Origin of the sequence: Bradyrhizobium sp. HKCCYLRH3099 (assembly GCF_051167855.1) — a bacterium.
In the GTDB taxonomy this organism is placed as follows: domain Bacteria; phylum Pseudomonadota; class Alphaproteobacteria; order Rhizobiales; family Xanthobacteraceae; genus Bradyrhizobium.
In genome coordinates, this window is the sequence record NZ_JBNPTW010000013.1 from 150,689 (window position 1) to 162,891 (window position 12,203).

The 12,203-nt window shown below is 68.1% G+C and carries 8 protein-coding genes; 6 read left to right on the top strand and 2 right to left on the bottom strand.

Annotation, left to right across the window (positions count from 1 at the left end):
• The first annotated feature begins 2 nt into the window (after positions 1-2).
• The 3 genes from ACQR1Y_RS23255 (at position 3) to ACQR1Y_RS23265 (ending at position 5,924) form a co-directional block, all read left to right on the top strand.
• Positions 3-1,595, top strand: a complete 1,593-nt coding sequence (locus ACQR1Y_RS23255) for an MBL fold metallo-hydrolase (RefSeq protein WP_434878345.1) — start codon at positions 3-5, stop codon at positions 1,593-1,595.
• Positions 1,596-1,865: 270 nt separating this feature from the next.
• Complete coding sequence (locus tag ACQR1Y_RS23260) at positions 1,866-3,983, top strand: OmpA family protein (protein WP_434878346.1); 2,118 nt, start codon at positions 1,866-1,868, stop codon at positions 3,981-3,983.
• A gap of 12 nt (positions 3,984-3,995) precedes the next feature.
• Entirely contained in the window at positions 3,996-5,924 is a 1,929-nt protein-coding gene (locus ACQR1Y_RS23265; protein ID WP_434878347.1) for a cell envelope biogenesis protein TolA, read from the top strand.
• Between the two features lie 185 nt (positions 5,925-6,109).
• On the opposite strand, the gene ACQR1Y_RS23270 is transcribed toward ACQR1Y_RS23265, so the two are convergent.
• Together ACQR1Y_RS23270 and ACQR1Y_RS23275 are read right to left on the bottom strand one after the other, a co-directional pair.
• A complete protein-coding gene (locus ACQR1Y_RS23270) occupies positions 6,110-7,693 on the bottom strand; it encodes an MDR family MFS transporter (protein WP_434878348.1) in 1,584 nt (527 codons plus the stop codon).
• Between the two features lie 171 nt (positions 7,694-7,864).
• Positions 7,865-8,377 carry a YcgN family cysteine cluster protein gene (locus ACQR1Y_RS23275; protein ID WP_434861045.1) on the bottom strand — a complete coding sequence of 171 codons (513 nt, stop codon included), beginning with the start codon at positions 8,375-8,377 and terminating at the stop codon, positions 7,865-7,867.
• Between the two features lie 316 nt (positions 8,378-8,693).
• Here ACQR1Y_RS23275 and ACQR1Y_RS23280 point away from each other — a divergent pair, with 316 nt between their 5' ends.
• From ACQR1Y_RS23280 to ACQR1Y_RS23290, 3 genes are read left to right on the top strand one after another with little or no spacing between them, the layout of a single operon-like run.
• Complete coding sequence (locus ACQR1Y_RS23280; protein WP_434878349.1) at positions 8,694-10,976, top strand: transglycosylase domain-containing protein; 2,283 nt, start codon at positions 8,694-8,696, stop codon at positions 10,974-10,976.
• A 15-nt stretch (positions 10,977-10,991) separates the two neighbouring features.
• Positions 10,992-11,573 (top strand): DUF1214 domain-containing protein, encoded by a 582-nt coding sequence (locus ACQR1Y_RS23285; RefSeq protein WP_434861043.1) that lies wholly within the window; start codon positions 10,992-10,994, stop codon positions 11,571-11,573.
• Positions 11,570-12,154 carry a DUF1254 domain-containing protein gene (locus tag ACQR1Y_RS23290; protein WP_434861042.1) on the top strand — a complete coding sequence of 195 codons (585 nt, stop codon included), beginning with the start codon at positions 11,570-11,572 and terminating at the stop codon, positions 12,152-12,154. Before ACQR1Y_RS23285 ends, ACQR1Y_RS23290 begins: the two co-directional genes overlap by 4 nt.
• The last annotated feature ends 49 nt before the right edge of the window (positions 12,155-12,203 follow it).

Below are 12,203 nucleotides of genomic sequence, written 5' to 3' on the forward strand. Positions count from 1 at the left end.
GCATGAGTGTCAGCCTTCGCTTCTGCGGCGCCGCCCAGACCGTGACCGGATCCTGTTATCTGCTGCGGACCGACAAGGGCCAGATCCTGATCGATTGCGGACTGTTCCAGGGCCAGAAGACGCTGAAGGAGCTCAACTACGGCGACTTCCCGTTCCGGCCCGCCGATATCGACGCCGTGCTGCTGACGCATGCGCATATCGACCACAGCGGACTATTGCCGAAGCTGGTGAGCTCGGGCTTCGACGGCAAGATCTTCGCCACCCGCGGCACCATCGATCTGTGCTCCTGGATGCTCCCCGATGCCGGCAACATCCAGGAGCAGGAAGTGCTGACGCTGAATCGCCGCAACATCGCGCGCGGCCGCGGCGAAGTGACTCCGATCTATACGCAGGCCGATGCAGTCGCCGCGTTGCAGTATTTCCAGCCCGTGCCCTACGAGAGCTGGACGGACATCATTCCCGGCGTGCGCGCCCGCTACTGGAATGCCGGGCATCTGCTGGGCTCCGCGTCCATCGAGATCGAGTTCGCTGGTCAAGGCTCCGACGGCGCACCGCTGCGCCTGCTTGCCTCCGGTGACGTCGGCCCCGACGCCAAGCTGTTGCAGCCCGATCCGAAAGCGCCCTCGGGCTTCGATTACGTGATCTCGGAAGCCACCTACGGCGATCGCATCCGCGAGGCGACCACGGAGGAACGGCGTCGCGAGCGTCTCGCCGGCGAGGTGCGCGAGGCCGCCGCGGCCCGCGGCGCGATGCTGATCCCGGCCTTCGCGGTCGAGCGGACGCAGGAGCTGATCGTCGATCTCGTCGGGCTGATGGAGCGCGGCGCGATCCCGGCCGCGCCGATCTTCCTGGACTCGCCGCTCGCCATCCACGCCACCGAGGTATTTCGCGCGCATGCCGCGAGCCTCGACGGCGGCAGCGATGTCGAACGTCTGCTGTCGTCGCCGCATCTGCGCTTCACCGAAACCGTCGATGAAAGCAAGGCGATCGCCAAGCTGACCGGTTTCCACATCATCATCGCCGCCAGCGGCATGTGCGACGCGGGCCGCATCCGCCATCATCTGAAGCGCTGGCTATGGAATAACCGCGCCACGGTGCTGCTGGTCGGCTACCAAGCCAACGGCACGCTCGGCCGCTTTCTGCAGGACGGCGTCCAGGCGGTGCGCATCCAAGGCGAGGAGATCAAGGTCGGAGCGCGCATCCGCATGATCGACGATTATTCGGGCCATGCCGACGGCGCCGAGATCGCGCGCTGGATCGCGGCCCGCCGCCCGATTGCGCGCGGCCTGTTTCTGTCGCACGGCGAGGAAGCGGCGATCGCGGCGCTGGCCGCGCGCGTGAGCGAGCGGATCGTGCCGGCAGCCAAGCTGTTTTCCCCCCTGCTCGACGACGTCTACGAACTCACAACGCCTGCCCCGACCTCGATCGACGTGGCCCGCAGGCGCCGGCTGGCGCCGGAGGCCGTCACCCGGCTCGACTGGCATAACGACATGTCGGGCCTCCTGCTCGACATCCACGCGCGCATCGAGCAGGCCGCCGACGACCGCGCCCGCGGCATCATCATCCGCCGCCTGCGCCGGGCGCTCGAGGAGTAACGGCCCCACGCGGCTCACTGTCGCTTGGTCGTCGAACGGTCACACTTTGCTCGCAAGCTCGGCCCACCGGAGGTCGACGAAGAAGCGACCGCAACCCGAGGAGCGAGGCTGCCGCAAAAGGCAGCGCCATCTCCGCTTGTGTATATTGAAGAACACAACGCGGGAGACGGCTAGTCTCCGAAGGCGATTCTGATAGGCTCGACGCGTGGTTCACGACAAACGGCTCGATCCGGGTGAATCCGGCGCAGGTGGGGAAACGGGGGCTCTCACATGCATCAACCATCGAAATGGTGGGCGGGACTGATCGTCGTCGGCGTGCTCTGGCTGGTAGCCATGGGCTTCAAGACGGCGGGTGTCGAAAACGAAATTGCGCCGCGGGCGCGGGCCGCCGTGGCCGCCGCCGCACCAGATACCGCAGCAGCGTTGAAGGTGTCGGTCGCCGGGCGCGACGTGCGCATCGAGGGTCCGGAGTTCGGTCCCGACCAGGCGAGCCGGCTCGAGGACGCCGCCAGCGTCGAGGGCGTCAGGCTGGTCGACGGCACCTACGACAAGCTGCCGACGCCGAAGCCCTATGCGTTCCGCGCCGCACGCAGCGGCAGCCAGCTGGTGCTCGAAGGCACGGTGCCGACGCCCAAAGCGCGGGACACCGTGCTCGGCGCGGCCCGCTCCGCGGGCGGCGGCGAGGTCGTCGACCGCCTCGGCTATGCGCTCGGCGCGCCCACCGATTTCGCAGTGATCGCGAGCCACGGCCTGGCGCAGGCCGCCAAGCTGAAGGACGGCACGTTCGCCCTTGCCGACAAGCAGTATTCGATCGCCGGTGCCGCCGCCTCATCGGACGTCTACGAGACGGCCGTGGCCGCGACCCGGCAACTGCCCGGCGGCGCGGTGCTCGCCAATGCCGCCATCCTGCCGCCGGAGGCCAAGCCCTTCATCTGGAGCGCGGTGCGCGACGGCAAGAGCCTCGTGTTGTCAGGCGTCGTCCCCAGCGACGAGCTCCGGCGCGCGCTCGAAGCGGCCGCGATCAAGCTCGCGCCCGGCGCGCCGGTGACGCACCAGATGCAGATCGCGCGCGGCGCACCTGCGGGCGATTTCGGCGCCTATGCGACCTACGCGCTGGCCGAGTTGAGCCGGCTGACCACGGGGCGCGTCGTGATCTCCGACGCCACCTACACGATCTCGGGCGAGGCGCCTTCGCCGGCCGCCTATGACGCGGCGATCGCGGGCACCGGCAAGCTGCCCGCAGGGCTCAGCCTGGCGAAAGCGGACATCGTGCCGCCGGAGATCAAGCCCTATCGCTGGTCGGCGGAATTCGATGGACGCGGCGTCACCCTGGCCGGTCTCGCGCCCAGCGCCACCGTGCGCGAGGCGATGCTGGGCGCGGCCGGCGGACAGTTCGACGGCAAGCTGATCAAGAGCGACGTCGGCATCGCGCGCGGCGCGCCCGATGGCGACGTCGGCAAGGTCGGCGCAAGCCTGCTGCAGCTTCTCGCCAAGCTCTCGGCAGGCCGCGCCGAGATCAACGACACGAAGGTCTCGCTGCGCGGCATCGGGCTCGCCAATGTCACCGGGGCTGCGCTGCGCGAGGCGCTCGCGGGCGCCCTGCCCGCGCCGTTCACGGTCGCCGCCGTCGACGTGCGCGACGGTCCGATCTCACCCTATGCCTTCGGGCTGCAGAAGCAGGATGGCCGCGTCAAGCTGAGCGGCTATGTGCCCGACGAGGCCGCGCGGCGCGATCTCGTCGACGCGGCGACGCAGGCCTTCGTCACCGATACGGTCGAGGACAGCCTGAAGATCGGCGACGGCGCGCCCAAGGACTTCGTGCCGTCGTTGAAGGCGACCTTCCCGGCGCTGGCGCGGCTGTGGTCGGGGGCGCTGACCGCGAAGGATACCGCGATCTCGGTGGACGCGCTCGCCATCTACGACAAGTCCGCCGAGCAGGTGCGGAAGGAGCTCGCGGACGCCGCCAGCGGCCTGAAGCTCGCCGACGTCAAGATCGCGGTCAAGCCGGACGATCCGCCGCTTGCCGTCGCCGACTGCCAGCCGGCCTTCAACGGGCTGCTCGCGAAGGGGCGCATTCGGTTTGCGACCGGCAGCGCCGAGCTCAGCCGCGACTCGCTGGCGCTGCTCGATCACCTGATCGAGACCACCAAGCGCTGCAAGGAGGCCGAGATCGCGATCGAAGGCCATACCGACAGCGTGGGCGACGAAGAGACCAACATGGAGCTCTCGAAGAAGCGTGCGGCGGCCGTGGTCGGCTACATCGGCGAGGCCGGCATCGACACCGCGCGGATGACCTCCGAGGGCTACGGCCAGACCAAGCCGGTCGCCTCCAACGATACGCCGGAAGGCCGCGCACAGAACCGCCGCATCGAATTCGTCGTGAAGTGAGGCGCTGACATCATGATGTACGACCTTGCGACATTTCCGGTCTGGATCCTGCTCTCCGCGCTGATCGGCGGCGCGGTCGGCTGGATCACATGGTCCGAACACAAGCACCCGGACTGGCACCGGGGCTGGCTGTTGCCCGCTACGCTCGCCTTCGCGATCGGTCTGTTGATGGCGCTCCTGGGGGTGCTGCCGGGACGCGCCGGGCTTTGGCTCGAAGTCTTGCTGCTGATGATCAGCGCCTATTTGCTCGGCTGCCTCGCGGGCGGATATCTGAAGGACTATGCCGGGCTGAGTGACACCAGCGCGATGTCGCCGGGCGGCCCGGGCGGCAATCTGGCGCTGGCGGCCTATACCGGCGGCGGACGCCCGGTCGCAGACGGCCGGTCACAAACGCCCGCGGCCCAGGCAGCCGCCAGCATCGAGGCCGATCGTCTTGCCGCGGAAGCCGCCGCCAAGGCCGAAGCCGAGCGCCTCGCTGCAGAGGCTGCGGCGAAGGCCGAGGCCGATCGCCTTGCTGCAGAGGCTGCCGCAAAGGCCGAAGCCGATCGCCTCGCTGCAGAGGCCGCCGCAAAAGCCGAGGCCGATCGCCTTGCTGCAGAGGCTGCCGCAAAGGCCGAAGCCGATCGCCTCGCTGCGGAAGCTGCCGCGAAGGCCGAAGCCGAGCGTCTTGCCGCGGAAGCTGCCGCGAAGGCCGAAGCCGAGCGTCTTGCCGCCGAGGCTGCCGCGAAGGCCGAAGCCGAGCGTCTTGCCGCCGAGGCTGCCGCGAAGGCCGAAGCCGAGCGTCTTGCCGCCGAGGCTGCCGCGAAGGCCGAAGCCGAGCGTCTTGCCGCCGAGGCTGCCGCGAAGGCCGAAGCCGAGCGTCTTGCCGCCGAGGCTGCCGCGAAGGCCGAAGCCGAGCGTCTTGCCGCCGAGGCTGCCGCAAAGGCCGAGGCTGACCGCCTTGCGGCCGAAGCCGCAGCAAAGGCCGAGGCCGATCGCCTCGCCGCAGAGGCTGCTGCAAAAGCCGAAGCCGACCGCCTCGCCGCGGAAGCCGTTGCAAGAGCCGAGGCGGAGGCTCAGCGCCTCGCGGCCGAGGCGACTGCGAAGGCCGAGGCCGATCGCGTCGCGGCCGAGGCCGCCGCCAAGGCGGAGGCCGAACGAGTTGCGGCGGAGGCCGAGGCTGAGCAGTTCGCCAGCGCCGTCGCCGCCTCGTCAGCACCTATGGCTGCTGCCGATGACAGGCCGCCGGCCCTGCCCGCTCCCGACGGCAGCGCGGACGATCTCAAGCTGATCAAGGGCATCGGGCCCAAGAACGAGCGCGTTCTCAACGACATCGGCGTGCATCATTTCAGCCAGATCGCGGAATGGACGCCGGCGCATGCGGACTGGGTCGGCCATCACATGGCGTTCCCCGGCCGGATCGAGCGTGAGCATTGGATCGCCCAGGCGAAGCTGCTCGCGGCCGGTCTCGACACCGCGCATTCGAGCGCGGTGAAGTCCGGCGCCATCACGATCGATGAGCAGGCCGATGCGCCGCTGACCGAGGACGAGGCCAGCTATCTCCTGGCCCACCTGCCGGCGCTGATGCCACCGGTCGAGAACCAGGACGATCACGCCGGCAGCCGGCCGCTCGGTCTCGCTGCCCCGCGCGGCGGACAGGCGGACGATCTCAAGCTGATCAAGGGCATCGGCAAGCAGAACGAGGCGCGGCTGCACGGGCTCGGCATCTGGCACTTCGAGCAGATCGGGGCCTGGACGGCCGAGCACGCCAAATGGGTCGGCTCCTACCTGGCCTTCGCGGGGCGGATCGAGCGCGAGCAATGGATCAGCCAGGCCAAGGAGCTTGCGAACGGCGGAACGACAGAATTCAGCAAACGGGTCGAGGCTGGCCTAGTGAAGTCATCGCTCGATGACGGCTCGCGCGGGCAGGACAACGTCGAGGTCGTTCAGCCCCGCCAATAGCAGCGCCAGCGCGCGAATCGTAGTGTGGGCAAAGGCGCTGCCGTGCGCTCTCCTCACGCGAGGTCGCAGCGGCGCCGTGCCCACCGTCTTGCCACTTACCGTGCTTGACGATGGTGGGCACGGCGCGTGACAGCGCGCCTCGAATCTCGGCCCTGCCCGGCGCCTTTGCCCATTCTACTTCTTTGCTACTCCGCGAGCTCCACCGGCTCATTCCTTGACGGGCCGGCCAGCGGACGCTCCTCCATCAGCATCATGCACACGGAGGCGCAGGCGAGCATCAGCGTGGCCGCGGCATAGACGAAGCGGAAGGCATGGATCATGTCGGCTTCCGCGATGCCGCTGACGGCGCCATGGGCGCCCTCGGCGAGCGAAATGTCGGCGCCGAGCACCATCAAGAGGATGGCGCTGAAGGCCGCGACCGTGAACGACGACATCATCGAGCGGAAGAAGTTCATCGCGCCGGTGATGGTGCCGATCTGCGAGCGCGCCACTGAGTTCTGGAGCGACACCACCGAGATCGGGAACGCCGTGCCGAGCCCGATGCCGAAGATCGACAGCAGCACCATCAGGACCCACAGCGATGGCGTGGTGACGGTCATCACCGCGGCGGCGACAGTGCCGACGAGCGTGCCGATGATGGCGACGCGCTTGTAGTGCTTGACCCGCGCCATGGTGCGGCCGGCGATCGCAGCGCCGAAGGTCGAGATCGCCGCGATCGGAATCAGGCCGAGACCGGCCTGGCTCGGCGTCAGGTGATAGACCAGCTCGTAGTACAGCGGCAGGTGAACGGTCAGCCCGATCAGCGCGCCGAGCGCGCAGCCGCTCGCCAGCATGCCGTAGGGCACGACGGTGCCACCCATCAGCGACAGCGGCAGGAACGGCTCCTCGGCCCGCTTGGCGTGCCAGACGAAGGCCAGCCCCAGCGCCACCGCGCTGCCGATCATCGCCAGGATGGTCGGCGACAGCCAGGCCAGCTTGTGGCCGCCCCAGGTCAGCACCAGCATGAACACGACGGCCGACGCCATCAGCAGCAGGCCGCCGGCCCAGTCGACCTTGCGCAGCCGGTGATAGACCGGCAGCCGCGCCATCTTGGGCAGCAGCAGCCCCAGCGCCGCGATGGCCAGGGGCACGTTGATCCAGAAGATCATCGACCAGTGCAGATGATCGGCGAAGAAGCCGCCGATCACCGGCCCCAGCAGGCCCGCCAGCAGCCAGACGCCACTGAAATAGGCCTGGTACTGGCCGCGCTCGCGCGGGCTGACCACGTCGGAGATCACGGTCTGGACGACCGGCATGATGCCGCCGCCGCCGAGCCCTTGCAGGCCGCGGGCGAGGATCAGGACCGGCATGTTCGGCGCCAGCGCGCAGACGATCGAGCCCACCACGAACAGGCTGAGCGCGGTGATGATCATCGAGCGCCGGCCATAGATGTCACACAGCGTGCCGAACACCGGCGCCACGGCGGTGGAGGCCAGCAGATAGGCGGTGATCACCCAGGAGAGGTTGGTCACATCCTGGAACTCGCGGCCGATGGTCGGCAGCGCGGTCGCGACGATGGTCTGGTCGAGCGCGGCCAGGAACATCGTCAGCAGCAGGCTCATCAGGATGGTGCGGACTTCGGCCTGGGTCAGCGGAACCGGCGGCGCCAGCGACGGAGCATCATCCACCGCCTGCACCTGCGGCGGGATCGCCGGCAGCTCGGCGGCAATCTCTTCGGGCAAGGATTGGGACGCGGCCGGATAATGGCTCTGCCGATCAAACTTGTTCATGGGGATAAATTGCTACGCCGCGCGCGGACAACGCCGCGCAGATTCGCCAGATAGCGAACTACTTAAGGCATAATTTTCCCTTGCGGCAGCGGGCCGCGCGCATGGGCGTATCCCGACAGAACGGGACTGGTCGCACCATCGTGACTTGCTGCGCGTGCGAAGTGACCGGGCTTATTTGGGCCGGTGCTTCAGCTTGGCGCGCTTCGGGAGCAGCACCGGCCATTGCACGATGTGATCCTCGAGCTGGTCGTCGGGAACGTCGTCCTCGGTGCCCTCGACTCGGCCACGTACGGAGACCCCTGCTTCATGCACCGTCTGAGGATCGCCGGAGATCAGGGGATGCCACCAGTAGAGATCGCGTCCCTCCGCCGCCAGCCGGTAGCCACAGCTCGGCGGCAGCCAGGTGATAGTGCGGACGTTCTCGGGCGTCAGGCGGACGCAGTCCGGCACCTGTTCCGAGCGGTTCGGGTAGTCCTTGCAGGCACATAGGCCGGCATCCAGAAGCTTGCAGGAAATGTGGGTGAAGTAGATGTCGCCGGTATCCTCGTCCTCGAGCTTCTCAAGACAGCAGCGCCCGCAGCCGTCGCACAGGCTCTCCCATTCCGCCTCGGACATCTCTTCCAAGGTCTTGGTTTTCCAGAACATTCCCTCCTGGCCCGAGGGACGTTTGAGCGGTGCTGTCATCGGGCGATTCCAAGGGGGTGCGGCGTGGCGCCATCTAGGTGCCCCGCCCCGAACCGCGCAAGGGGGCGCCGGGAACGTTCATGCAGGACGTTAGCTTTGTGCATCAAATTGTGAGCGGAACCATTGGTTTGTGACACCCGCTCGGCTAGATTGTGGGCTTGAGTCACTCGGCGGCGGCGCGCAGTGCCATGGGTTGGTACTTTGTCGTGCCTTGGGTTTGCCGCAACAATCGCGCAAGACCCTTCGATGGCCCCCAGCCCGCGTGCTGAGTGCTTTCGAAGCCCGCTGACACGCTTTCGAAACGACCAGGGTTCCCGTGCGGCAGATCATTCCAGACGATTGGAAGAAGCGGATCAACAATTTCCGCCTGGATCTCGACGCGCGGTTCGATTCGGCGCTGTTCTCCTCGCTGCGCGGCACCCGCGAACTCTACGAACGCTACTCCGCCTTCATGGACCGCTTCTATGTCGGCGGCTGGAAGCGCTGGGTGTTCGTCGAGCCGTTCTCGGAAGCCGCCACGATCGGACTTGGCGGCCTGGTGCTGATGCTGGCGCTGGCGATCCCCGCCTTCCGGGAGACCGCCGACGAGGACTGGCTCAAGAAGTCCGATCTCGCGGTCACCTTCCTCGACCGCTACGGCAACCCGATCGGCAGCCGCGGCATCAAGCACAACGACTCCATTCCGCTCGAAGACTTCCCGGACAATCTGATCAAGGCGACCTTGGCCACCGAGGACCGCCGCTTCTACGACCATTTCGGCATCGACTTCCCCGGCCTTGCCCGCGCGCTGGTGACGAACGCCCAGGCCGGCGGCGTCCGCCAGGGCGGCTCCTCGATCAGCCAGCAGCTCGCCAAGAACCTGTTCCTGTCCAACGAGCGCACCATCGAGCGCAAGGTCAACGAGGCGTTCCTGGCGATCTGGCTGGAAACCCGCCTGACCAAGAACGAGATCCTCAAGCTGTATCTCGACCGCGCCTATATGGGCGGCGGCACCTTCGGCGTCGATGGCGCGGCGCATTTCTACTTCAACAAGTCGGTGCGCGACATCAACCTGGCGGAAGCCGCCATGCTGGCCGGCCTGTTCAAGGCGCCGACCAAGTTCGCCCCCCACATCAACCTGCCCGCGGCGCGCGCCCGCGCCAACGTCGTGCTCGACAACCTCGTGGATGCCGGCTTCATGACCGAGGGCCAGGTGTTCGGCGCCCGCCGCAACCCGGCCTTCGCGGTCGACCGGCGCGACGAGAGCTCGCCCAACTACTTCCTCGACTATGCCTTCGACGAGATGCGCAAACTGGTCGACACGTTCCCGAAGTCCTATACCGAGCGCGTGTTCGTGGTGCGGACCTCGATCGACATGACCGTGCAGCACGCCGCCGACGAGGCGATCGAGAACCAGCTGCGCCAGTTCGGCCGCGACTATCACGCCACCCAGGCGGCGACTGTGGTCGCCGACCTCGACGGCGGCATCCGCGCCATGGTCGGCGGCCGCGACTACGGCGCCAGCCAGTTCAACCGGGCCACCGACGCCTACCGGCAGCCGGGCTCCTCGTTCAAGCCCTATGTCTACACCACCGCCCTGCTCAACGGCTACAAGCCGACCTCGACCATCGTCGACGGCCCGGTGTGCATCGGCAATTGGTGCCCGCAGAACTATGGCCATTCCTACTCGGGCACGGTGACGCTGACCCAGGCGATCACCCGCTCGATCAACGTCGTCCCGGTCAAGCTGTCGATCGAGCTCGGCAAGCCGAACGGCCCCAAGGCCGGCCGCGCCAAGATCGTCGAGGTCGCCCGCCGCTTCGGCCTCAAGGCGCCGCTGCCTGACACGCCGTCGATGCCGATCGGATCGGACGAGGTCACCGTCCTCGAGCACGCCGTCGCCTACGCGACGTTCCCGAACAAGGGCAAAGCGGTGACGCCGCATTCGGTGCTGGAGGTGCGCACCGGCGCCGGCGACCTGGTCTGGCGATGGGACCGTGACGGGCCGAAGCCGCGCCAGGCGATCCCTGCCTCCGTGGCCGCCGACATGGCGGGGATGATGAGCCACGTCGTCAGCGAAGGCACGGCGCGCCGTGCCGCGCTCGACGGCATCCCGACCGCCGGCAAGACCGGCACCACCAATGCCTATCGTGACGCCTGGTTCGTCGGCTACACCGGCAATTTCACCTGCGCCGTCTGGTACGGCAATGACGACTATTCACCGACCAACCGCATGACCGGCGGCTCGCTGCCGGCGCAGACCTGGCACGACATCATGCTCGCCGCACATCGGGGCGTCGAGGTGAAGGAACTGCCCGGCGTCGGCATGGGCGAGAAGCTGCCGCCGCAGCCGGCCGCCGCGGCGATGGCCCAGGCCGGTCAGCCGAAGACGCTGGAGATCAAGCCCGGCCCACCGCCGATCCTGACCCGTCGTGGCGCCGATATCCTGGTGCAGGTCGAAAAGATGCTGGACGACGCCGCGCGCGTCGCCGAAAAGGCTGCGCCCGTCGATCCGAAGAAGCCGGGCAAGCCGGTGTCATCCAGCGCGCTGGCCTTCCCCGAGAACTACGCCACGGCCATCGCCGACAGCGTGGCCACCCCTGCCCTGCGCAAGAACTGACGACAGCGAATTCCCGTGCGGCTGCTCCTGATCACCCTGCTCGCGCTCCTGATCGCCACCGGCGTCGGCGTCGGCGCGACCTGGATCACCACGACCCGCGGCACCGAGTTCGGAACGCTCACGATCGGGGCCTGGACGGCGCGGCCGAAGACCGGCACCGCCGATGTCGACCCCTATGCGCGCGCGACGATCACCCGCAATGGCGAGCTGCCGATCGGCACCGGCGACGGCGTCGCCTTCACCGCCACCACGGACGACAAGAAGAAGCCGCTCGACGGCCGCTGCGACATTCTCGTCAGCGGCGTGACGCCGGCGGCGCGGTTCTGGACGCTCACGCTGTACGACCGGAAGGGTCATCTCGTCGCCAACACGCTGCAGCGCTACGGCTTCACCAGCCAGGAGCTGGTGCGCGGCGCCGACGGCTCGTTCGAGATCCGCGTCGCCTCGCGCTCGCGCGCCGGCAATTGGCTGCCGACCGGCGGGATCGAACGCTATGCGCTGATGCTCCGCCTCTACGACACGCCGGTGGGGGTCGCGACCCGCACGCAACGTGACGCGCCGATGCCGTCGATCACCACGGTGGGATGCCCGTCATGATCCGGCTGGTGTTCACCGTCGTCGTTGGCGTGCTGCTCGGCGGCGTGGTGCATCTCGTCAGCGTGCTGGCGCTGCCGCGCATCTCGACGCAGGACGCCTATTCGCGTCTGACGCCGCTGACCAAGCTCAACGCGGTCACGCCGCTGCCGCTCGCCGATCCCGGCAATTCGCCGATGCCGTTCATGGATCCGGCGTTCGCCATGGCGATCTGCCGCTACGACCTCGCGGACGGCCCGCTCAAGCTCACCGTTCCCGTGAGCCAGGCCTACACCTCGGTGTCGTTCTACACGCGCAACGAGATCGCCTATTACGCCATCAACGACCGCTCGGCCGGCAAGCGCGTCATCGAGCTCGACCTGATGACCGAGGCCCAGCACGAGGACCTGCCCGAGGACGAGGAGGTCACGGCCGCCGACCGCCTGATCATCGATTCGCCGACCACGACCGGCCTGATCGTGCTGAAGGCGCTGGCGGCGGAACCGGGCCTGATGCCACAGGCGCAGGCCTCGCTTGCCGCGGCCAGTTGCGGCGTGCAGACCGAGCCGCCCGCCAAGGCAGAGAAGCCGCGCGGCAAACGGTAAGGCGTTAGGCGGACGTTCGATCAATTCCACAACGGGCTCTTCATCCTTC